The organism is Paenibacillus rhizoryzae (genome assembly GCF_059686995.1).
Genome location: NZ_JCAALT010000002.1, coordinates 150,352 through 173,964, shown reverse-complemented (window position 1 = coordinate 173,964; position 23,613 = coordinate 150,352). Strand labels below are relative to the sequence as shown.

19 protein-coding genes are annotated in these 23,613 nt (G+C 50.3%); 14 read left to right on the top strand and 5 right to left on the bottom strand.

What is annotated here, in order from left to right; translation table 11 throughout:
• Positions 1-15 precede the first annotated feature (15 nt).
• A complete protein-coding gene (locus AC6ESO_RS06085) occupies positions 16-744 on the bottom strand; it encodes a response regulator transcription factor (protein WP_497090620.1) in 729 nt (242 codons plus the stop codon).
• A 114-nt stretch (positions 745-858) separates the two neighbouring features.
• On the opposite strand from AC6ESO_RS06085, the gene trmL reads away from it, so the two are divergent.
• The 3 genes from trmL to AC6ESO_RS06070 all read left to right on the top strand — a co-directional run bounded on the left by trmL (position 859) and on the right by AC6ESO_RS06070 (position 3,367).
• Complete coding sequence (gene trmL, locus AC6ESO_RS06080) at positions 859-1,323, top strand: tRNA (uridine(34)/cytosine(34)/5-carboxymethylaminomethyluridine(34)-2'-O)-methyltransferase TrmL (RefSeq protein WP_497090619.1); 465 nt, start codon at positions 859-861, stop codon at positions 1,321-1,323.
• A gap of 149 nt (positions 1,324-1,472) precedes the next feature.
• The gene (locus AC6ESO_RS06075) at positions 1,473-1,724 is read left to right on the top strand and encodes an AbrB/MazE/SpoVT family DNA-binding domain-containing protein (RefSeq protein ID WP_090981926.1); all 252 of its coding nucleotides are present in this window, start codon (positions 1,473-1,475) and stop codon (positions 1,722-1,724) included.
• Between the two features lie 446 nt (positions 1,725-2,170).
• Positions 2,171-3,367, top strand: a complete 1,197-nt coding sequence (locus tag AC6ESO_RS06070; RefSeq protein WP_497090618.1) for an aminotransferase-like domain-containing protein — start codon at positions 2,171-2,173, stop codon at positions 3,365-3,367.
• 73 nt (positions 3,368-3,440) lie between these two features.
• Here the strand turns inward: AC6ESO_RS06070 and AC6ESO_RS06065 are convergent, their stop codons facing one another.
• Entirely contained in the window at positions 3,441-3,761 is a 321-nt protein-coding gene (locus AC6ESO_RS06065; protein WP_497090617.1) for a Rieske (2Fe-2S) protein, read from the bottom strand.
• Between the two features lie 20 nt (positions 3,762-3,781).
• Complete coding sequence (locus AC6ESO_RS06060; protein ID WP_497090616.1) at positions 3,782-4,537, bottom strand: DUF2161 family putative PD-(D/E)XK-type phosphodiesterase; 756 nt, start codon at positions 4,535-4,537, stop codon at positions 3,782-3,784.
• 493 nt (positions 4,538-5,030) lie between these two features.
• On the opposite strand from AC6ESO_RS06060, the gene AC6ESO_RS06055 reads away from it, so the two are divergent.
• From AC6ESO_RS06055 to AC6ESO_RS06035, 5 genes are all read left to right on the top strand, one after another.
• Positions 5,031-6,929: a PrkA family serine protein kinase gene (locus tag AC6ESO_RS06055; RefSeq protein WP_494818454.1), complete on the top strand. Its 1,899-nt coding sequence runs from the start codon at positions 5,031-5,033 to the stop codon at positions 6,927-6,929.
• Positions 6,930-7,082: 153 nt separating this feature from the next.
• Positions 7,083-7,457: a hypothetical protein gene (locus AC6ESO_RS06050; protein WP_497090615.1), complete on the top strand. Its 375-nt coding sequence runs from the start codon at positions 7,083-7,085 to the stop codon at positions 7,455-7,457.
• A 218-nt stretch (positions 7,458-7,675) separates the two neighbouring features.
• The gene (locus AC6ESO_RS06045) at positions 7,676-9,133 is read left to right on the top strand and encodes a circularly permuted type 2 ATP-grasp protein (RefSeq protein WP_497090614.1); all 1,458 of its coding nucleotides are present in this window, start codon (positions 7,676-7,678) and stop codon (positions 9,131-9,133) included.
• A 27-nt stretch (positions 9,134-9,160) separates the two neighbouring features.
• Positions 9,161-10,162: an alpha-E domain-containing protein gene (locus tag AC6ESO_RS06040; RefSeq protein ID WP_494818457.1), complete on the top strand. Its 1,002-nt coding sequence runs from the start codon at positions 9,161-9,163 to the stop codon at positions 10,160-10,162.
• Entirely contained in the window at positions 10,159-11,043 is an 885-nt protein-coding gene (locus tag AC6ESO_RS06035) for a transglutaminase family protein (protein WP_497090613.1), read from the top strand. The genes AC6ESO_RS06040 and AC6ESO_RS06035 overlap by 4 nt, the downstream gene beginning before the upstream one ends.
• Before the next feature lie 139 nt (positions 11,044-11,182).
• Here AC6ESO_RS06035 and AC6ESO_RS06030 read toward each other — a convergent pair whose 3' ends face one another.
• On the bottom strand, positions 11,183-12,628 hold the full coding sequence (locus AC6ESO_RS06030; protein WP_497090612.1) for a SpoVR family protein: 1,446 nt from the start codon (positions 12,626-12,628) through the stop codon (positions 11,183-11,185).
• Positions 12,629-12,828: 200 nt separating this feature from the next.
• On the opposite strand from AC6ESO_RS06030, the gene AC6ESO_RS06025 reads away from it, so the two are divergent.
• The 3 genes from AC6ESO_RS06025 to AC6ESO_RS06015 all read left to right on the top strand — a co-directional run bounded on the left by AC6ESO_RS06025 (position 12,829) and on the right by AC6ESO_RS06015 (position 16,369).
• A complete protein-coding gene (locus AC6ESO_RS06025; protein ID WP_494818460.1) occupies positions 12,829-12,972 on the top strand; it encodes an RAxF-45 family protein in 144 nt (47 codons plus the stop codon).
• A 105-nt stretch (positions 12,973-13,077) separates the two neighbouring features.
• Positions 13,078-14,988, top strand: coding sequence for a ribosomal protection-like ABC-F family protein (abc-f, locus tag AC6ESO_RS06020; protein WP_497090611.1), 1,911 nt, complete (start codon positions 13,078-13,080; stop codon positions 14,986-14,988).
• A gap of 235 nt (positions 14,989-15,223) precedes the next feature.
• Complete coding sequence (locus AC6ESO_RS06015; RefSeq protein WP_497090610.1) at positions 15,224-16,369, top strand: ATP-binding protein; 1,146 nt, start codon at positions 15,224-15,226, stop codon at positions 16,367-16,369.
• A gap of 99 nt (positions 16,370-16,468) precedes the next feature.
• On the opposite strand, the gene AC6ESO_RS06010 is transcribed toward AC6ESO_RS06015, so the two are convergent.
• Complete coding sequence (locus tag AC6ESO_RS06010; protein ID WP_497090609.1) at positions 16,469-18,328, bottom strand: LTA synthase family protein; 1,860 nt, start codon at positions 18,326-18,328, stop codon at positions 16,469-16,471.
• Between the two features lie 161 nt (positions 18,329-18,489).
• Between AC6ESO_RS06010 and AC6ESO_RS06005 the strand changes: the two genes are divergently transcribed.
• From AC6ESO_RS06005 to AC6ESO_RS05995, 3 genes are all read left to right on the top strand, one after another.
• On the top strand, positions 18,490-19,725 hold the full coding sequence (locus tag AC6ESO_RS06005) for an MFS transporter (protein WP_497090608.1): 1,236 nt from the start codon (positions 18,490-18,492) through the stop codon (positions 19,723-19,725).
• Positions 19,726-19,956: 231 nt separating this feature from the next.
• Positions 19,957-21,066 (top strand): mandelate racemase/muconate lactonizing enzyme family protein, encoded by a 1,110-nt coding sequence (locus AC6ESO_RS06000; RefSeq protein ID WP_497090607.1) that lies wholly within the window; start codon positions 19,957-19,959, stop codon positions 21,064-21,066.
• A gap of 190 nt (positions 21,067-21,256) precedes the next feature.
• On the top strand, positions 21,257-23,611 hold the full coding sequence (locus AC6ESO_RS05995; protein ID WP_497090606.1) for a family 78 glycoside hydrolase catalytic domain: 2,355 nt from the start codon (positions 21,257-21,259) through the stop codon (positions 23,609-23,611).
• Positions 23,612-23,613 lie beyond the last annotated feature (2 nt).

Here is a 23,613-nt window from a genome sequence, read left to right as displayed (position 1 = left end):
CTGATCCGGTATGTGTTAAGCTAGTGAAGAGTCTGCGTTAGACGTGCTGCCTCCGGGACCGGAAAGCTTATAGCCGACGTTGCGGACCGTCATGATATATTCCGGTGTCCTTGCATTTTTCTCGATTTTGTCACGCAGATGGCTAATATGCACGTCAACGATACGGGTGTCGCCAAGGAAATGATAATCCCATACACCGTGCAGCAGCTGCTGACGGCTAAGCACTTTCCCGCGATGACGGCATAAGTAAAGCAGAAGTTCGAATTCTTTAGGCGTCAATTCCACAGACTTTCCTTCAAGCTGCACTTCACGCTGCTCGGATAGAACAGTTAGCGGACCGATTGTATGCGTTGTTGATTCTCCTGAACCCGGCAGCGCCTGCGTTCTGCGCAATATGGCTTGAATGCGGGAGAGAAGCTCTTGCGGTGAGAATGGTTTTGTCATATAGTCGTCAGCGCCATGATCAAGTCCTGCGATCTTGTCGCTTACATCGTGGAGTGCAGTTAACATAATAATGGGAACGACGTTATTTTGCTTGCGCAGCTCTCGGCATACTTGCAGTCCGTCCATCTTGGGGAGCATAAGATCAAGCACGATGAGATCAGGACGAAACGGTTTCAGCAAGTCGAACACAGCTTCTCCGTCTGAAGCGCAACGCACTTCATATCCGGCAAGTTTTAAGTTAAACTCAAGCAATGTGGAGATAGATGGCTCGTCATCAACGATTAATATTTTCTTCTTCAAGCGTTTATGTTCCCCTTTCATGCAACATTATAGTTGTATTATGACAGGCAAGTTTTCTCAATAGATTAAGCTAGCGTAAAAGCTATGTAAAAAGTGAAGGGTGTTTGATAACAAATGGCATTTCATATCGTTCTCGTAGAGCCGGAAATTCCGGCAAATACCGGCAATATTGCACGTACTTGCGCAGCAACAGGTACAATTCTCCATCTGGTTCGGCCATTGGGATTTAACACAGATGACAAAACGCTTAAACGGGCCGGTTTGGATTATTGGTATGCGGTAGAGGTACATTATCATGATTCGTTCCAGGAGCTAAAGGAGCTGTATCCGGAGGGGCGTTTCTTCTGCGCAAGCACGAGAAGCTCGAAAGTATATTCGGAGCATCAGTATCAAGATGGCGATTTCTTCGTGTTTGGGAAAGAGACCAAAGGGCTGCCGCAAGATGTGCTGGATGCGCATCCGGATACCTGCATTCGCGTACCGATGACCGATAAGGTGAGATCGCTGAATTTATCGAATTCTGCCGCAATTGTTGTCTTTGAAGCGTTTCGGCAAAATGGATTTGTTGGTTTAAGCTAACTTGCTTTGCTTGAAAGCTGTTTATTATTGCAGAATACTAAGAAAATCGAAATAATTGCAGGAATTAACCGGCCATTATCGAACCTAGTAGTGAGCAAACTGTCATATGACGTTAACTTGCAAAATGCGACTACAGGAGATGTGAATTTGTGAAACCGGCCGGTGTTGTACGTAAAGTGGATCAATTAGGGCGTATCGTATTGCCAAAATCGCTACGTAAAAGATACCAAATGAATGAAGGAGACCCCGTGGAGATTCTTGTCCAGGGTGACCATATCATTTTGGAACGTTATCGTCCTCGTTGTGTGTTTTGTGGCACACTTGATGGTGTACGCGAGTTTAAAGAGCGTTACCTGTGTGGGGGATGTATGACAGAAATGGCGGGTCTGCGTCGGGGATAACTCGGTGTAGAACTCCATTTTCGCATTAAAAAAGAAGCTCTCGACGATTGATGCCAATCGCTGAAAGCTTCTTTTTTGCTTGGTCCTATTGCATTACAAGCCTTTAGTCTTGTCGTCATTGTATGACGCCGTACACATGGCGATCAGGAACAAGGCCGAGACAGTGAGGACGATAAGAAAATTAATGGTCATTCGTATTCCCTCCTATGCTGCCAGTACATACATACAATTCATTATACCCAACGGCATGCAAAAAGAAAACGAACAAAGTTGTGAACATGTTGTTACAGCAAATTCGCTTCAGACATAAAATGCAACACATTGGTGAACGCTGTAACCTATTGGAGAAAAGTGTGCAAAACCGTGCGTTTTATCGCGTTCTTCTAGTTGCTCCCATCACCAATTGCGCGTAAAATGTGTGATAAAGGAAATGGGGAGGAATGAACGTGGAATACCGGTTTTCGAATCATGTCGAACGGCTGCAATCATCTGCTGTTCGCGACATATTGAAGCTTACGCAAGGGAAAGAGATTATTTCGTTCGCAGGCGGTTTGCCAGCCGAAGAGTTGTTTCCGATCGATGCGGTCAGAGAGGCATCAGATCGCGTATTCCGTTCCGGTAAGAACACGCTGCAATATGGACTTACGGAAGGATTCATGCCGCTTCGTGAGCAGCTTTGTGCTCGCATGGCACAGAAAGGCATGCACGTAGAGCCTGATGAAATGATCATGACGACCGGCTCGCAGCAAGCCATTGATTTGATTACTCGCGTTCTGATGGAGCCGGGCGATATCGTCTTGGTGGAGAATCCGACTTATTTGGCCAGCTTGCAAGTGTTTAACTTGAGCGGCTTGGACGTTGTTCCGGTGGCCAGCGATAAAGATGGCATGATCATAGCGGATGCCGAGCGTCTCATCAAGCAGCATAAGCCAAGATTGATCTATGTGGTACCTACATTCGGTAATCCAACAGGACGAGTATGGAGTATGGAACGCCGCAAAGGGCTGCTTGAATTAAGCCATCGTTACGGTGTCCCTATCTTGGAGGATGATCCATACGGCGATATTAAATTTGATATCAATGCCGACTATCCGACCTTGTTCTCGCTTGATAACAAGGCGGATGGCGGCCATGTCCTATATACAAGCACGTTCTCCAAAACAGTCGCACCTGCACTCCGTTCGGGCTGGGCAATCGGCAATCGCAACGTGATCTCGATGATGGCGAAAGCGAAACAAGCGGCGGATCTGCACTCCAGTTCACTGGATCAGCAGACGCTGGATCAGCTGCTCCGGCATTTCTCGTTGGATGACCATATTCAAGTGATCAGACAGGCTTATGGCGATCGTATGCAGCAAATGCAGAAACTGCTTACGCAGCAGGGCTGGAGCGATGTGAAATGGATCGAGCCTAAAGGCGGCATGTTCCTCTGGCTGGAGCTCCCTGATGGATTGGATGCCGAGGCACTGCTTCGCGCAGCTGTGAAGAAGAATGTTGCTTTCGTTCCCGGCGCATCCTTCTATGCCGCAGAACCTGCACGTAACACAGCTCGTTTGAACTTTACGTATACACAAGGCGAGCGAATGGCGACCGGTATCGCGCGTTTCGCTGAAGCATTGAATGAGTTTCTGGCTCGCCGTTAGTCCATGACGTTCTATAAGAGAGAAGCCCGGAGTCCTCACATCGAGGATTCCGGGCTTCTTTTGTTTGTTTTCGTTAGGCTTGAAGCAGGAACTGGCCGTCCCGAACTTCGAGTGGCGAGCAATCCAGCTGCTCTCCCGGAATGTTCGTGGATTCGCCTGTCGCTTTATCGAAGCACCAGTAGTGCAGCGGGCAAATAAGCTCATTTAGATGCGGTCTGACAATGCCGCCAGCGTGCGGGCAAATGGCCGAAATCAAGTTATAGCGCTGTTCCTCATCTTCTTTGCGAGGGGCTTCAACAATATAAAAAGGCTGGTTGTTCAACTTAACATGTGCCGGAAATTCCGGGAAATCTTCTACATTGCCAATGACCCTATAGTTGTTCGTTTCGCTCATCAGTATCCAGTCTCCTTTGATCATTTGTTTCTAGGAATGATTGCGGTGTTTAGCTCTTGTGCGGGCTTCTGCTGCAGCCAAGCTTCAATAATATGGTTGTACTGCTTTAGTGCGGCTGCTCCGTCCGGTTTCAGGCTATAATGCCCACGCCGTATTCGTTCAAACCAGCCGTAGTAATCCTTCTGAAGAAAATGGTTGGCTCGCGGTATTCCGGTCAGCTCCGAGGCTGCGCGAGGGGACAACTCGCCGTGCTGTTGAAGGGCCCAAGCCACGCGAAGGGCCTTCTCCCGATACGCGGTGACGAGCTTACGGTTGTTGCTGCCGCCGGTATTGTAGTCGCCGCTGCGTTCGCGAAATTCGGTGAGCAATCTCGCTTGACGGGCACGCCTTTGTCCGCGCACGGGCGGCTCGCCGGGTTGACAGAGCATCTCCAGTACCGGTGATTTGGTCTTGAAGAAGGTTACGGTCATCAAGCCGATGCCGAGCATTCGGCATAGCTCGGTTAAATCGCCGAAGCGCTGATTATGCGCACCAACCTTCTTGCGGTTGCGTTCAACGGCGAGAATAACATGGCTGTTTAATCGCAGCCTCTCGATCCCTTGGAGCAGAAGCGCAAGATTAAAGGTTTTCTTCATTTCCACCAATATGGTTTCATTCGTATCCGGATGAATGGCGACGAGATCGCAGTGCATGATTTCGCTCTTTACCTCAAAGCCTTGTTTCTCGAAATAAGACTTGATTGGCGGATACAGCTCGGTTTCGTGTTTGACAGCCAATTCATCGCCTCGATTCCATGGAGGGTAGTCTGTTCACGATTATAGCACATTCTGGACGTCCCCTTAAGTCATTAATTAGAGGTTACATCTGGTGTCACAACTTTATTCGTGTCGGACACGCCAGAAATTTGTCGGATTCGTCTCTATTCGACATGGCTTTAATGGAGCGCGAACGGAGGAGGCAAGTCTTCGTACGTATAGCTTTTTGCCCAATAGAGACGGGCAGGTGCTCGTTTTAACGGAATTAACATTTTGTAATATTAGTGTCTGCGGAGTGCGGATTTTGGCGGAATCTTGTTTAAAAAATAGGGCAACTTCCCTTGCGAAAGCGCATAGGAATGTAATACTTCAATAAAAAATGCCGGGCAGCTTTAGATGGCTGGATAAATATTACCCGCATGCATGAGGCGTTCTAGAATGTGGCATCAGGCTGGTCGGAGTATAGGCTTACGAAATGAGTTTTGCAATCGCAAAGCTTATAGGAGGTTACGGCATGGATATTTTGAAACGGATTTCGGCGTATAAGGCGGAAAGCGAAAAACTTGCTTGGAATGGATCGTTCAAGGACTACATCGACCTGCTGAAGCGAGATCCTACTCCGGCCATGACTGCGCATGCTCGAGTTTATGAGATGATTGAGTCATTCGGGGTTGTGGATGATGGCGGCACTGCGAAGAAATACAAGTTTTTCGAACAAGAAATATTCGGCTTGGACCGTGCCGTTGAGAAGCTTGTAGAGGAATACTTCCATTCATCAGCCCGGCGGCTTGATGTGAGGAAACGGATTTTGCTGCTTATGGGACCTGTCAGCGGCGGCAAATCCACCATTGTTACGATGCTCAAGCGAGGCCTCGAACAGTTCTCCAGAACAGAACGAGGGGCTGTCTACGCGATTAAAGGCTGCCCGATGCATGAGGATCCGCTGCATCTCATTCCAAACGAACTGCGGCCTGAAGCGGAGCGAGAGCTTGGTGTCCGAATCGAGGGCAATCTGTGCCCGTCCTGCCAAATGAGAGTAAGAACCGAATATGGCGGCGATATTGAGAATGTTCAAGTTGAACGCGTATTGATTTCGGAAGAGAGCCGTATCGGTATCGGAACATTCAGTCCATCCGATCCGAAATCTCAGGATATTGCCGATTTGACAGGAAGCATCGATTTCTCAACGATTACGGAGTTTGGTTCGGAATCCGATCCGCGTGCATACCGGTTCGACGGCGAGCTGAATAAAGCGAACCGCGGTCTGATGGAGTTCCAAGAGATGCTCAAATGCGATGAGAAGTTCCTCTGGAATTTGCTGTCACTAACCCAAGAGGGCAACTTCAAAGCCGGTCGATTCGCCTTGATCTCGGCGGATGAGCTTATCATCGCGCATACGAACGAAACGGAGTATAAGTCTTTTATTGCCAACAAGAAGAATGAGGCGCTGCAATCGCGGATGATCGTTATGCCGATTCCTTACAACCTGAAGGTGTCGGAGGAAGAGAAGATTTACAAGAAGCTTATCGGCCAAAGCGATATGAAGCACATTCATATCGCGCCGCACTCGCTGCGCTCAGCGGCAATCTTCTCCATCTTGACTCGTCTGAAAGAAACGAAGAAGCAAGGGATGGACCTCGTTAAGAAAATGCGCATGTATGACGGCGAGGAGATCGAAGGCTACAAGGAAGCGGATCTGAAGGAAATGCAGTCGGAATACATCGAAGAAGGCATGTCGGGTATTGACCCGCGGTACGTCATCAATCGGATTTCGAGTGCGCTCATAAAGCAGGACCTGCAATGTATCAATGCCCTTGATGTGCTGCGCGCATTGAAAGACGGACTTGATCAGCATCCTTCGATCACGAAGGAAGAGCGGGAGCGATACTTAAATTTTATTTCCACAGCCAGGAAAGAATATGACGGACTCGCCAAGAAAGAAATACAGAAGGCGTTCGTTTACTCCTTCGAAGAGTCCGCTAGAACTTTGTTTGAGAATTACCTCGATAACATCGAATCGTACTGCAACTGGGCGAAGATCAAAGACCCGCTTACAGGCGAAGAGATGGATCCGGATGAGCGGCTGATGCGTTCGATCGAGGAGCAAATCGGGGTATCCGAGAATGCGAAGAAAGCGTTCCGTGAAGAGATATTGATTCGGATCTCCTCGTACTCGCGTAAAGGCAAGAAATTCGATTATTACAGCCATGAACGGCTGCGCGAAGCGATCGAGAAAAAGCTGTTTACAGATTTGAAGGATATCGTCAAAATTACGACCTCGACCAAGACACCGGACGAGAAACAGCTCAAGCGTATTAATGAAGTAACGAAGCGGTTGATTGATGAGCATGGATACTGCCCGGTCTGTGCCAACGAGCTGCTGCGCTACGTAGGAAGTCTGCTTAACCGATAATAGGAGAGTGATGAAGCCGCAGGACGCGAAAGTTGCGTTCTGCGGCCCTTCTTCGATTAGGGAGGGACAAGCATCCGGATGGTGTACATGCCAACCAATCATCTGATAAAATAAGAACATCAGTTCTTATTTTATCTAGAGGGAGTGTTGGACATGCAGTTGTTGCTGCTGAACAAGAACGGGGAAAGTGAGTGGATTCCGATGGAGAAGATATGCTTCGTGTCGCAAACCCCGAAAGGGGCACAATTTGTAACGAAGAGCGGAGAAAGCTATCGGTACCCGCAAACAATGGAGCAAGTGGCGTTCGTATTCGGCCCATTCGGTTACGAGCGACTCGATCGCAACGTTGTTGTTAACATGGCGGCGGCGGTATGCTACAGTCCGGTCGATCGCAATGTTTATTTCGACGATTCAGCAGGCAGCGGGGCAGGCTTATATGCCACTGTGTCAGGAGCGAACGTCGACAAAGTAAAGCACCTGATTATTCGAGAAAATGAAGAGGTAACCTACAGCACTTCCGCTGCGTAATGTGGTAGGAGGGCATGTAAGCGCAACCTAACAAAAATATTCCTTAAATTACTGTAAAGGCTGCTTTTTCGGGCCTTTTATGTGTTATATAAGTTGACACTGATGTTGCCATTGAGTATGATCTAGGTAATATAATCCAGGTATTAGCTCGAAGAGATAGACAAGATAGTGCAAAAACTGACATGATAGTGACACTGATGGCTTTGGAGGCGGTTGACATGTCGATGGCGATGAAATCGCAATTCGATCCTTACGATTCACAATCTTTCTACGACGAGATGTTCGATAAAGATCTTAATGTACGTCCGCATTATGAAAGTGTTCATCGAACGTTCGCCCGTATGAAACCGCCGGAGCTAACAGCGCGCCACACGACAATTCAGCAGCGGATGCTGGAGGAAGGAATCACGTTTACGCTCTACACCCAGAATCAGAACGAGCCGCTGGAGCGAACGATTCCCTTTGACTATATTCCGCGCATTATTCCGAAGCATGAATGGGAAAGCCTTGAACGCGGCATGAAACAGCGTGTTAAGGCATTGAACGCCTTTATCCACGACGTCTATCATGAGCAGCGCATCGTCAATGACGGCATCATCCCTAGACAAATGATCATTAGCAATAAATATTTCCGACCGGAGATGGCAGGGCTGCAGGTCCCGCAAAATGTCTATATGACCGCATCCGGCATAGATTTAATTAAGGACGAGAAGGGCCGCTACTTTGTACTGGAGGATAATCTTCGTACACCGTCCGGGTTTTCCTACTTGTATAAAGGGAGAAGCTTAATGAGTGAGCTGTTCCCCGATTTATACTTGAACAGCAAAGTGGCGGATATTGAGCGCAGCTTGAATGTCTTCTTAAGTTCGCTTCGCAGCTTGGCGCCATCGGGGAAGCAGAACCCGCTAATCGTGCTTCTGACACCAGGGGCTTACAATTCCGCCTACTTCGAGCATGCGTTTCTGGCTCAGCAGATGGGCATCCATCTGGTGGAAGGCCGCGATTTGGTGTACAAGGATCACAAAATCTATTTGCGTGATCTGCGCGGCTTGCGTCAGGTAGATGTGATCTACAGAAGACTTGATGATGAGTATTTGGATCCGTTAGCCTTCCAAGCAGATTCGCTGCTCGGTGTGCCGGGTCTCATGAATGCTTATCGTGCAGGCAACGTAGCGATCGCCAACGCGCCGGGCACAGGCGTAGCGGACGATAAAGCGGTCTATGCGTATGTGCCGGATATGGTTCGTTACTATTTAGGCGAGGAACCCATTCTGCATAACGTACCTACTTACATTTTGTCGCGCAAGGAAGAACGGGAGTATGTGCTCGATAATTTGGATCAGCTCGTAGTCAAGGAGACCTCGCTCTCCGGCGGCTACGGGATGCTTATTGGTCCTGCTGCTTCCACGAAGGAGATCAACGCCTTCGCGGATGCCATCCGCCGCGATCCGGGCCGCTACATCGCTCAAACAACGATGAACCTGTCGCGGGCGCCGGTGATGCTCGGAGGGGCTATGCAGCCGCGCCATATTGATTTACGCGTATTCGTGCTCATGGGCGCGCAAACCCATGTTATTCCGGGCGGACTGACTCGTGTTGCGCTTCAGGAAGGCTCTCTAGTCGTGAACTCTTCGCAGGGCGGCGGCGTGAAAGATACGTGGGTGCTTAGTCGGTAACGATTATAGGAAGCGGAGGGATGGACGATGCTGAACCGGAATGCGGAAGCTTTGTTTTGGATCGGGCGGTACATGGAACGGGCGGAGAACCATGCTCGGCTAATCGATGTTCACTATCACCTTCAGTCAGATGACTCGCATACGATACCGAAAGGCGAACCCGGCGAGAAAGCCCAATCGCTGTGCAAATGGGGGCGGATCGTCGATGCACTCGGCAGCAGAGCCGCTTACGAATCGCAGTACGGTACTTACACGGAGCAAGACGTTGTGCTCTACATCACCCTAGATCGCGACAATGCGAATTCCCTCGTTACATGCGTCAATCATGCGCGGGATAATGTGAGGACGCTTCGGGAGAAGCTGCCTAGCGAGCTATGGGATGTGACGAACGGCTTCTATCTGTGGCTTCGCGAGAAGCAGGCAGGGGATTGGACCCGTGAGTCGCCTCATCAATTTTTTGGCAAAATTAAAGAATGGACGGCGCTCTTCCAAGGCATAACGCAGTCGGTCATGCCGCGCGAGAACGAATTTCATTTCATAGAATGCGGCCGCTACTTAGAGCGGACAGAGAATACGCTTCGTATTATGCAATCCGCGATTACGTCCAGAACGATGCTGCCTTCTGATATGGAAGGCGGCAATGATGTATATCCATTCCTGCAAGCCGTGCTGCGTTCCGTTAGCGGGTACCAAACGTTCCGTCGCTATTATGCGGATGGTTTCTCGCAGGAAGCGATTATGGAGTTTCTGATACTTAATGAAGTGTTCCCGCGTTCCGTTCATTACTCGCTGCATGCGCTCGATGAGCATTTGCGCGGGATTCAACTGCAGGAGAAGCAGCTTCGTACGGCCCATGATCGAATCATCCGGCAAGTGGTGAAGCTGAAAGCGGAGCTTGCCTGCTTGGAGCGGGAGGATTTGCAGCGGGATGAGGAAGGGCGGGTAACGGGACATTTGCTCCAAGCTGCGGGACAGCTGGGGGTGTCGTTTGCTCATACCTTTTTTCGTATGGGGGAGGTCAGCGCATGAAGCTTTGCATCACGCACACAACCCAATATTCGTATATGAATCCGGTTATGGACAGTGTCAATGAAATCCGGCTGACGCCATTTACGAATGAGCAGCAATCGTGCTATCAGCATTCCATTTCGGTGGAGCCGAATGCGCCGCTCTTCAGCTATGATGATTATTTCGGCAATCGCGTTCACGCCTTCTCCGTCAATGATCAGCATCGCAAGTTGATCATTCGCACGCAGATGACGGTCGTCACGAAGGAAGCCGTTAAACCGATTGAGGGCCAGGAAGGCATGACGCCAAAGCAAGCATGGGATTGGCTGGCGACGGACGGTGCGATGAACCGGTTTGCCGAATATTTGCTGCCCACGGAGTATACAGGCATTACGCCGGAGGTTGCGGCATTCGCGGAAACGCCGCAGCTAAGTGATCCGAATGAGAAAGAGCAGGGTGTGTACAGCTGGTTGTCCTATGTCTCCAATCGGATACGCAACGAGTTTGTATACGATCCGGAAGCGACCAATGTGCACACGATTGCAGGCGAGATGATGCGCAGACGTCGCGGAGTCTGTCAGGATTTTGCGCATCTGATGATTGCGGCTTGCCGCTCGAAAGGGGTTCCGGCTCGTTATGTGAGCGGCTATCATTTTGTCGGTGACCTGCGAGGGGGCAACGCGGACTTCGAGCAGGCTTCTCATGCTTGGGTAGAGGCGTATGCGCCGGGTCTTGGCTGGTGCGGGTTTGACCCGACCAACGATGCGCTGGTCGGCGAACGATATGTGAAACTCGGCCATGGCCGGGATTATAAGGATATTGTCCCTGTGAAAGGCGTTTATCGGGGAACGAGCGAAGCGAATTTGGAAGTGAAGGTAGATGTGAGGAAGGTCGAGGCCTAGTGATCGGGATGCTGAGCAGGTGGTGGCGAACCCTCCTGGGTTCGTTAGAAGTGGCATTCTAAGTTCAATCCAAAAAATCGCATTCCCGCAGTCGCTTTGGTGGCTGCTCGGGAATGCGATTTTTTTATTTTGCTTTATACTAAATGAATTTCCGGCTCGTTTTCTTGCCGTCGCAGCTAAACACGATTCGTTTGTCCTCGACGATCGTCTCGAGGTGAACGGATTTGCCCCACAGCTGAACGACGTGAGGGAGCGTGCGCTCCACGTATTTCAAATCCAGCTCGACCCCTTCATACTGATGGAACAGGAAAAGCTCGCCGACACGGTTAAAGTCGCCGTCGGTTACGACGAGGCTCGGAAAGCCGCCGTTAACCCGGGATGTCACAAGCTGGTCGCGGACGGACTCCCATGCTTTGTCGGTGATTTTCCATTCCGCGCCTTTCTTCTCGAAGACGTAGAGATCCAGATCGCCGACCAGTTTCTTCGTCAAATAATTACGCAGGAATGAAATGTCGGAGTCGAACTCCCGCACCTCGAAGATTTTATCCCGCCCAAGACCCGGCTTGCGTCCGAAGCGATCCTGCTCCTCCTTGGTCGGATTATCCCAGCGTCGCTCGATATCCTCGAAGATCTTAAGCCCCAGGTAGTACGGATTAAGCGAGTGTCTCGACGGCTGCACGACGGAGGAGTTTAGCATGGCAAATTCGATGGTTTCCTCGCTCGTTAAGTCAAGCTCGCGGATGATCCGCTGATGCCAGTAGGAGGCCCAGCCTTCGTTCATGATTTTCGTTTCGATTTGCGGCCAGAAATAGAGCATCTCATCGCGCAGCATGGACATGATGTCGCGCTGCCAATCCTGCAAATTCGGCGAGTATTCCTCGATGAACCAGATCAGATCCTTCTCCGGCTGAGGAGGGAAACGTTTCGGTTCATTATTGGCTGCCTTGAGGCTCGCTTGCTCCGCTTGTACTTCTGCATCAAGCGTCCATAGATCGTCATATTGCGATGGGCGCGCGACCTTGTCTACTTGATTAGCCTTGTTGAGCAGCTCGATGTAATGGGTTTTATCCAGCTTATACGGCCGGATAATCGTGGAGTCGACATGTTCTTGAATAGCCAGGACGGCGTCGATAAATTTCTCAACGGCATCGGTTCCATACTCCATCTCGTATTGACTCACACGTTCGGCCGTGGCGGACATGCTTTCCACCATATTCCGGTTCGTAGCGCTGAAGCGCGCATTGTTCTTGAAGAAGTCGCAGTGTGCGAGTACATGCGCAACGATCAGCTTATTCTGTATGAGTGAGTTGCCATCCAGCAGAAAGGCATAGCAAGGGTTGGAGTTAATAACAAGCTCGTAGATTTTGCTCAGGCCAAAATCATACTGCATCTTCATTTTATTAAACGTTTTCCCAAAGCTCCAATGGCTGAACCGGGTAGGCATGCCGTAAGCGCCGAATGTATAAATAATATCAGCCGGGCATATTTCATACCGCATCGGGTAGAAATCGAGGCCAAATCCCTGTGCAATCTCCGTGATCTCGTCAATAGCTCGCTCTAATGCTTTGATCTCATCCTGGTGCAATTTCGCTTCCCCCTTGTAATGCGAGTGTGCTTCATAGCTATATGTATGGGAGGGCGGACAGTGATATGAGCGTTTTTTGCATTAGAACCTTACTACACCGCATAATCACGATGATCGCCCATTTCATCTTAGCCTTCTTGCGGCACGGCTGTGATCTGTGTTATTGTTAGATAAATATTAGGAAGGAGGTGTAAGGTAGGATGAATTCAGAAATGGTGAACAACCGTATTAGCCAGCTGCCGATTGCAATGGCTGGCATCGTGCATGCATTTGGACCTAACGGGAGAAGTCTGTCCAAATTTGCCGATACGGCACCATCACTCAAGCGAAGACGCCTACCTTAGACCTCGATCGGTAAAGACCGAAGAGTCGCAGGGCATTTTCCTGCGGCTCTTTTTTTGTTGGTTTCAACTGGGGGCGATCTTCCGAAATAATTAGGAGGATTCCATATGATAGTAGTTAATGGTCAACATATAAAGAAATATTACGGTGCGACGCTTGTACTTGAAGATGTTTCATTTGAAATTCACGAAGGGGAGCGGGTAGGACTGGTCGGCCGCAACGGAAGCGGTAAATCAACGCTGATCTCGCTCATTGCGAAGCTGTCTAAACCAGATGAAGGGCAGCTCACGATTCGCAAGGATACGAAAATCGGATATTTGGCGCAAATTCCGGCAGCTTGGGATGATGGCTCGGTTTACGATGTGCTGGCATCAGGATATGCCGAGCTTCTGGCGTGCAAAGCCCAAATGACGAAGCTGGAGCTGGAAATGTCCGATCCGGGCACGGGAGATAAGCGTCTGGAGCAACTGCTGCGCGAGTATTCTGTGCTTCAGGAGCGGTTTCAGATGGAAGGCGGCTATGAGTTAGATGCGAAGATCGATACGGTCACGACAGGGCTGCTGATTCCGCGCGAGATGTATGAAAGGCGTTACGGCACCTTATCAGGAGGAGAGAAGACGAAGATCGGCCTCGCGGCGCAGCTCATCAGCAAGCCGGAGCTGCTTCTATTGGATGAACCGACTAATCATCTGGATCTGCAAGGCGTGCAGTGGCTGGAATCCTTCCTGAACGGTTATGACGGTTCTTGCTTGATCGTTTCGCATGACCGGATGTTCCTCGATCATGTCGTGACGAAAATCATCGATATCGAAGACGGTGAAGCAGTAACTTACCATAGCAACTACAGCGGCTATGTGAAGGAGAAGGAAGAGCAGCTGCTGCAGCAGTTTGCCGAGTACCAAGAGCAGCAGAAGGTCATAAAGAAGATGAAAGAGACGATCAAACAGCTGCATGAGTGGGGGAGAGTTGGCGGCAACGAGAAGTTTTTCCGCAGAGCTGCTTCTATGCAGAAGGCACTGGATCGGATGGAGAAGGTGAAACGTCCTGTACTTGATCCCAAAGGGGCGGAGTTTCAGCTTCAGCTGGCAGACCGCTCAGGGAAACGGGTCGTTGAGTTTCAGGGCCTAAGCAAGAGCTACGGTGACCGCAAACTGTTGCATGAGGTCGATGGGATGCTTCACTATGGCGAGAAGATTATGCTGCTTGGTCCTAACGGAACGGGCAAAACAACCTTGTTCAAGCTGATTCTCGGAACGGAAATGCCAGACCGCGGGACGATCGACATCGGAGCACGCGTGGATATCGGATATTTGGCTCAGCAGCAGTATCCTGCGGATGATAAGAAGAATGTGCTCGCTTATTTCCGCGAGGCTGCGGGGATGGAGGAGGGGGAAGCCCGCTCACATTTGGCGCGCTATCTATTCACGCAAGGAGATGTGTTCAAGAGCGTCAGTCAGCTGTCGGGGGGCGAATGGACGCGTCTGCGGCTCGCGCTGCTCATCCTGAAGAAGCCGAACCTGCTGCTCCTGGATGAACCGACCAATCATATGGACATCGCCTCCAGAGAAGCGCTTGAGGAAGCGCTGGAAGACTACCCGGGTACAATTCTCGCGATTTCGCATGACCGTTACTTTATTAATCGATTGGCGAATAAGGTTTGGGAGCTCGATCGGGCTAAGCTGACGGTGTACCTCGGCGCTTACGATGAATATGCCGAGAAGCGCAAGCAGCTTCGTGCGGATGAAACCTTGCAGCCTGTGAAAGCGAAAGAAACAGCTCCGGTAAAGCGAATTCTAGCACTGGAGGCGGAGGTAGCCAAACCCGCCGTGCAGCAGCCCAATGCAATGAAGCTGGAGCAGAAGATCAGCGAGTTCGAAGCCCGGCTGGCTGAGATGGACACGGAGCTAAACGAGCAATCAGAGCAGCTTGGAGTAGATGAACTCGCGCAGCGCTGGCGTGAACGAGAGCAAGTACAAGAGCAGCTCAATGAACTTTACACAAAATGGCTGGAACCATAATTGAACAGCTTTCCCAAAAATGGAGATTAAACATATAACTATATGTTATAGTTATGTAGGTGAAAATGGTTATTTTCTACTATTTAACGGTCGATCCTACTAAAGGGAGTCGTGTTTGATATCCATGTCCGCCATCCTAGTTTATGAATTTCATGGTTTGCTCTATATATTAGCATCTTGTACCTTTCTGTTTATAAGCCCAAGGGCCATGCTGTCGGCTCGGCGAAGAAAGCAGATGATCGCTGTCATCCTGGCGGTGCTGTCCGCTTTTTATCAAATCATCGAGCCTACAGATCCGCTTGTTTATTCGCTTCATCTCATGCCGATCGGGATTATGATGGCGTCGGTGTTCGAAGGGGCCATACCCGGCATACTCATTTGTGCGACAGTTACGTTATGCGGTAACTTCCTTGTGGGTACGGATCTGGAGGCGAATCTGGCCAGCAACATCGTATTGTTACTGCTGGGACTATGGTTCCATTACCGGATGTTATGGAAGAGCGAGCTTTTACGGACAACGGGCTATGTCCTGCTCTTTATGCTCATTCATTTCGCAGTTTTCCTTATGGTATATACGGACAATGATAAGCTGAATGCGGCTCACATGGCAGTCTTATTCCTGGGTACAATGATTTCTGCCGTTATCGTAAGCCTAACCTGCTATAAAGTACGGAATCAGGAAAATCTGCAAGAGGAGCTCTACAAAGCGGAGAAGTACCACATGATCGGTGAGCTGGCCGCATCGATTTCGCATGAAATCCGCAATCCGCTTACGACGACACAAGGATTTCTCCAAATGATGGCGAAGCCCGGCGTTAACAGCGAATCCATGGAACGGTATCGGTTGCATGCCATGGAGGGAGTCGAGCATGCGAACGCGATCATAACGGATTACTTGAATTATGCGAAACCGACAATTGAAGAAGCAAGACCCATACATGTCATCGCGGAGATTGAGGGACTTATACCATGGATAGCTCCGCTGTCTGTGATGTCCAGCATTGAAATCCGAATTGTGCATCAGCAAGAGCAAGCGTTCTACATTATGGGGGAGCCGAAGAAGTTCCAGCAGTGTCTGTTAAACCTGATGAAGAACGCGATTGAAGCGATGCCGGGAGGCGGCGTGTTGACGATTTCGACTCGGATTGAGAATGGGAAGGTATGCATTCAAATTTCCGATACCGGTGTGGGCATGAGTAAATTGCAGTTGAGTCGAATCGGGATGCCGTTCTTCACCACGAAGGAGAAAGGCACAGGGCTTGGTCTGATGGTCGTTGTCAGCCTCGTCAAGGTAATGGGCGGGCAAATTCTATTCACGAGTAAATCGGGTCGCGGCACCGTTTGCGAAATCAAATACGGTCTGTTTGGTCAGATGAACTGATCGATCACCGAAAAAAGCACTCTCCTCAATAGCGGCGTAATGGCCTGCTAGCGAGAAGAGTGCTTTTTTTTGCATACATACATGCTTGTAGTACGTTAGTTAAGGTTTCACCGGCGGCAGCTGGCTCACATAGCTGTCTGATAGATGAAGCAGCTTCAGCGCCCGATCGTATTGATCCTCGGTTACGGTTGATCCCTTCTGAACGCTGCCATGCAGCGGATAATGCGTGCCGTCATTGTAGGCCGTCCCCGGGATGAATAACTCTTGATCGTTAATCATCGATCCGGACGGCAAGTAATAACGCTCAGGCAAAATGTTCGACGTTTGATTGAGCAAATCTTGACCGAAATGAATGTGATCGGCTAATGAAATGCCAAGCAAGTTCGCAACCGTAGGCATAATATCCGATTGACCGCCGATTTGCGGCAGCTTCTCCGGTGCGGATATACCAGGAGCAGAGATAACTAGCGGAATGTTAATCATGTCGGTAAATCCGTATTCATGGCCATAGATTTCGCGCATCAGCTTCTTGTCGTCATTGTCTAACGAGTAGACCGGCAAACCAAGATGATCGCCGTAAGTGACGAATACACTGTTATCCCAGATCCCGCGCGCCTTCAGATCGTCCACGAACAACCCAAGCGCATAGTCGGCGTAATTCTGGGCACGGATATAATCGCCAACGAATGTTCCTTCATATCGTTCCGGCAGTTTCATCTTGTACTTCGCCTCGGGAATGGTGAAGGGGTGATGCGATGACATGGAAATAATCTGCGCATAGAACGGTTTGCCGGCTTGCTGCATTTTATCAAGCTGTTCGGCCGTTTTCTTGTACAGCACCTCGTCGGAAGGACCGAAGAAGACCATGTCTTCTTTGCCGAAGAACGATTGATCATAGTATTTGTCAAAACCAAGTGCTTTATAAAGTCCGATTCGGTTCCAGAATTCCACGACATTCGTATGGAAGGTAGCATTCTGGTAGCCGTTCTGATCCAAGATTCTAGGAAGGCTTGGCAATTCCTTGTCGCTGTAAGCCATTGTTGCAGCGCCGCGCGGCGGAACATAGAACGATGTATTCACGACGAATTCGGCATCGGAGGTGTTGCCTTGGCCGACCTGCTGGTAGAAGTTCGGGAAATACATATGCTCGCGAGCGAGTTTATTCATATTTGGCGTAATTTCTTGTCCGTCGATTTTGAGTCCAATTAAGAAGTTCTGCAGGGACTCCATTTGTAAAATGATGAGATTTTTGCCTTTTGCAATGTTTGCGTATTTAGGTGCTGCGGGCTCCGTTATGCCTTTCGTTTCATCGATGAGCTCACGGGTAATCTCTTTCATCGGCGTATTCGGCGTGTTGTCTTCCGCGAAAATCGTATAGATCTCGTAATTGAGAATGCCCATTTCTTCTGCTTTCACAATTTCATTCATGCTTGCACGATTGGGCAATATATTGAAGAGGCACAACGCGAGCGAAATAATGAAAACAAGCGAAATCACAGACCGGCTAAGCGGGATTTGACTGAAGGTTTTCCAGCCCTGGAATTTCGATCGTCTGATGAGCAGAAAGGTAAACACAAAAATATCGAGAAAAATAAATAAATAGTAAGGATCCAGCAGGGAAAACACGCTGCTCTTCACGGCCGTTACCTGATTGACCTGCTCGAGAGCATGGTAGGTCACGATGATTCCAAAATATTTGTAATACATGATGACGGCGAACAAGATCGCGGTGACAAGTAAATTGACCGTCACATACAACGCCAGTTTGCGTTTGGTGGCGAACCATTCAATTAAGCAGAATAGTAACCAGAAGAATGGCAGTTCTGTGACGAGCAGCGTCCAGGATGGACCTCCGTCAAAGATGACGAGCCATGCTAATGTTGTTTTGATGACTAAAATAAGGGTGAAAAAAATAAACGGCCTCATCTGAAATAGCCGTTTAAGGCGCCAAAGCGGCATGTTGAAATCCTCCTAACACGAGCTTGATCTGGTAATCTCTCAACGTTCATTATGCTCCCATGCAAGATGGTTTGTCAAAATGGAAAATAGACGCCAAAAGACGCCAGGAGTGTTATACTATACTCTGAAAAATGATCGAATATGAAGGGTAACGATAGCATATGAATGCCATAAAATCGCTAGTCTCGACACTGCAGCTGCAGCTTGGCCCGCGAGCCTGGCATAATTTCCGTTTTGATGCCACAGCTTCGGTGTTGTTTAGTTTCTTTAATGTTGTATTCAACCAGTTTTACATCCCGATGGCGATTCAGCAAGGAGCATCAAATATTCAGGTTGGACTGCTGTCGGCGGCTCCGGCAATTGGATTGCTGCTTTCTCCGATGTGGGCAAGCTGGATTGAACGTTCAGGGGATCCGAAGCCATTTATTATTATTCCGAATTTGATTGCAAGGGCATTGATCATTCTGCCGGCCTTTTTCGGCGTACCCTTCATTTATGTCGTCGCAGCGTTATCCTTCCATATGCTGATGGGGGTGCAGGCACCGGCTTATGCTTCGATGGTCGTCCGCATGTATCCGCCTGAGCATCGCGGGAAGCTGATGGGCAATACGAGGGTGGCCATGGGAATCATTATGATTCCGACTGCATTCCTAATTGGCAAGTGGACAGATGCGTCCGGGCCGTCCGGGCCGCTGTTGTTTGCTTCTATTACAGGTGTCATCTCCATTCTCGTGTTCTCGAAGGTGAAAGCACGTAAGGAAGCCCCCTCCAGGCTGCACGCCGCGAAGCGTGCTTCATTGAAGGAACAGCTGCAGCTCATCAAGCAGAACCGCGAGCTGGCGATTTTCTTCCTTGCCTGTACGTTTACTGGTTTCGGTAACATTATCGCTCAGCCGCTGTATCAAATCATTCAAGTCAATAGGCTGGAGCTTACGAATACGGAAATCGGCTATGCGCGCGCGACTTATTTTACCTGTTTGCTCATTTCCTACTTTGTAGTCGGCAGTGTGATCGATAAGCTGTCGGCCAAACAAACGGTTGCTTATGGATTAGCTGCTTTCGCGATCGTACCGATACTGTATGCGATCTTCGGCAATTTGCCGGCTGTTCTGATTGGCAGCGGCATTCAAGGCCTTGGGGATGCGATCTGGGATATCGGCTTCCTGGCCTACGTGTTCCGGCTGGCTCCGGGGCGTGAGGCCGTCGTATTCGGCCTTCATCTTATGCTGTTCGGGATCCGCGGAAGTATCGGGCCGCTGCTCAGCACTTCCTTGTCGGAGACGCTGCCCATCCCTTCGCTGCTCTATGCTGCAAGTTTGTTCGGCTTCGTCGGTTTGTTTGCGTTCATTCTCTACCATCGAAGCACCGGTGCGCGAAAGATGGAGTTGGGCAGCTAGTTCATGCGTTAGACGTGATTGGGAAGAGACCTCTGTGTCCACTTACGAGGTGGATACAGAGGTTTTTTGTTGCGGATTAGCGCTCTTTGGAAGAAAGGTAGCAGGTATCGTCCATACAGCGAGGCGTGATTGTTAATTTACAAGACTGCTTTATCGCTGTATACTTTGAATTGACATAATTCCGCCTACAGTATACTTATCATTCATAATCATGAATTGGAGTGAGCCAGGATGAGAATTACGAATATCGAAACGTTTACAGTTCGATTAGCCCCGCCGCCAACTCAGCCGGATGATCTTCGCGTAACGAGCGTAGGTCTAACCCGGATCCAAACCGACCAAGGCATCACCGGCTACGGATTTCGGTTAACGGATGCGAGCAAGCTGGAGCAGCAGGTGAAACCGCGTTTGCTCGGCAAGAGCCCGCTCGACATCGAAGCGCATTTGCAAAGCGGCGCGCTTGCAGGCTGCCCGTCTGTCGAGCACGCTCTGTGGGATATTGCCGGCAAGGCGGCAGGTCTCCCGGTTCGCTCGCTGCTGGGCAGCGCCATAGAAACGATGCCTTATTATTTGACCTGCGTTTGGCCGGGGGAATCCGATCAATCGCATATTGCCATCGAGGATCAAGCCGAGCAGCTCGTTCGTTATTATGAGATGGGCCATAAACGGTTTAAAATCCGCGCATGGCGGCCGGATCCGATGGATGATGTGCGCGTGCTGGAGCTGGTGCGCAAACGGATCGGCGGCCGCGATAAAGTGGAGCTGATGCTGGATCGAACCGCGCATCTGCCGGGCTGGATCTGGACCTATGAGCAGGCGCTTCAGGTTGCGCGCGGCTTGGAAGCGGTCGATGCGAATTGGCTGGAGGAGCCATTCGCGCGCGATGATCTGGCCTCCTACCGTCGCCTGGCAGAGGAAGTCGATATTCCGATTACGGGCGGGGAATTCGCACAAGAGCTGCCAATATTCAGAGATTACTTAGTCCATCAAGCCGTCGATATCCTCCAGCCGGATGCAGCGATCAGCGGAGGAATTTGGCCTTGCCGGAAGGCTGGCATACTCGCCGAAGCTTTCGGCGTTCCATGTATACTTCATGGAACGAGTGGTCTGGACTGGACGACGACGATGCAAGTCGGAGCCTCCATCGCTTCTTGCTCCATGCTGGAGTATGCGCTTATATTCCCGCCGCTTACGCCGGAAGAAACGGTTGCGAATATCGATCGCATTCTTAAGAAGCCGGGCTTATTTACGTTTAAAGACGGCGAAGTGCTGCTGCCGCAAGCGCCGGGTCTTGGCATTGAGCTCGATGAAGAAGCTATTGAAGCGTTGCGCGAACGATAAGGCAACCTATATTTTCATAGCACGAAACGCCAAAGAGTCGTACTTAATCATCATTAGGTGATAAGTATGGCTCTTTTTCTTATACATTAAAAATATAATGTATACGTATTGATAATATATAGAATGCATAATATACTTAACTCATCTTAGGTTGTCAGTTTAAGCAAATTGGACATAGAGGAGATCGGCTATGAGATGGGATGCGAACTGGATTTGGCTGGAGCAGCGCGGCGATTGCAAAAACCAATATGTTGATTTCCGTAAAGTAATTCATCTTGAGCCATCGGAGCTTGCGCAACAACCGGTGCTCCATTTGTCGGCAAGGCTTGAGTACAATCTCTGGATCAACGGACAATGGGTCGGACGCGGGCCTTCGCCATGTACGCCGGAGTATCAGTATTTCGACTCTTATGAAGTCGGTCGTTATTTACAAGCAGGCGATAATGTGATTGCGGTGCTTTGCTACCAATTCGGCGAGTCCAACATTATAACGAACCAGATGCAAGGCGAAGCGGGCTTCATCGCACAGCTCATGGTCGAGGATACAAATGCAGCGGCCGTAACCGTCATCTCGGCTACGGACCGTTCATGGAAATCCCGATTGTCGCCTCGCTTCCGCACAACCAATGAACGGATCAGTTTATGGGGCGGCTTCAAAGAGATCTATCTGGCGCAGCAAGAGGATGAATGGCAGTTGCCCCAATATGACGATTCAGCATGGGCGGATTCGCAGGAGCTTGCTCAAGCCGGCGACCCAAACAGTCCATGGCCGCGCCTGATTGCACGTGAAATCCCGTTCCTCGCAACCGAGGCTTGCCAAGCCTCCGCTATTATACGTACAGAACTAAACCTCGGCAATATAACGGGACCGGAATCCCTCCTAGCCTCAGCGGACACGCAAGATGCTGCGGAACCAAACTCGCCCGCCGCGCTTCAAGCGGACGCTTCAAAACCAGGCTCCATGCCTGCTGTTGTATTCGACTTCAGCCGCATTGTGGTCGGCAGACCTGTACTCGAGGTTGACGCTCCGGAAGGCGGCGTCATCCGAATCGCATATGGAGAGTCGCTGGAGCTGCAGGAGGTGGACACCTTCGTGCTTAAACGGGGCATCCAGCGTCTACGGCCATTCGGCAGACGCGTGTTCCATTACTTGAAGCTCACGTTCATGGCGACTCCTGTTCCTGTCGCCGTCACTTCGCTTAGCAGCGAGAAAGTCGGCTATCCATTCACTAGACAGACACAGTTTGGCAGCTCGGATGACGTGCTGAACCGAATCCACGAGGTGAGTTTATATACGACACGAATGAACTCCCACGATCATACGGAGGATTGCCCTTGGCGCGAGAAGGCGTTGTGGGTGGTGGATTCCATGGTCATGGGCAAAATCATCTACGCCAACTTCGCAGACACGGCGCTGCTGCGCAAATGTTTGCTGCAAGGCGCCCGCATCCAGCTGGCGGACGGCTCGATTCCGGGAACCGGACCGGAGCATAACGGTATGCTGCTGCCGGATTTCTGCGCCTATTGGCTAATCGGCTTACATGATTATTGGCGTTACTCCGGCGATACGTCGCTGCTTGCCGAGCTTCAACCGGTTACCGACCGATTGATCGACTGGTTCAGACAGCAAAGCGACGATACCGGACTGTTCGCGCGGGCAGATCGGCCCGGATATTGGTGCTTTATCGATTGGACGGACGATATCGACCGCCGTGACAAGGTGGCCGCGATCTCCTTCCTGCGCTACAAGGCGCTGAAAGCCTACTCCGATATCATGCGCGAGCTGGATCGGGCGAATGGCAAGGCGGAGCAGGCGGAAGCCGAAGCGCTCAACCTGGCGGAAGCGATTCGTACGCATCTTTGGGTAGAAGAGAAAGGGTTGTTCGCGGATTGCTTGTCCGGCAATTCCCTGTCCGGCAATTATTCGCTGCAAACGAACTTCATGGCAGCATGGTGCGGCATCATGACGGTAGAGGAGACGAACCGTTTCCTGGACGACTACTACTTTACTAAGCAACTCCCGCCTGTCAGAGGACCTTTCTTCCAGCATATCGTGCTCGAGGTACTGCGCAATGTCGGACGCCGAGAACAAGCGCTGTCTCTCATTCGCAGCTATTGGGGCGAGATGCTGAGCCGCGGAGCGACGACCTGGTGGGAAACCTTCGATGCGGAGATGCCGGCCTGTACCGTTCCGAGCACTTATCAAGGACATACACCGACCTATCTGCAAGAGGGCATTCCGGTCAGCGCTTGCCATGGCTGGGGAGCATCGCCGGCGTACTTACTCAATGAGCTCGTATTTGGCGCAGATTTATCCGATCTGGGGAGCGGGGTCATTCATCTGAAGTCTCCTTATGAAGGGGTCGATGAGGCGGAAGCGGTTCTGCCTTTACCGGGCGGCCAAACCATCGCGATCAAGTGGAAGACCGGTCCGGACGGGCTTACCGGCACCGCCGAGGTACCTTCAAACTACCGGATCGATACAGCTGCCAATTATCCGCTTCGCATTGTCCCGCAGGAGGAAACCGAGCACTCCATGGCATGAAT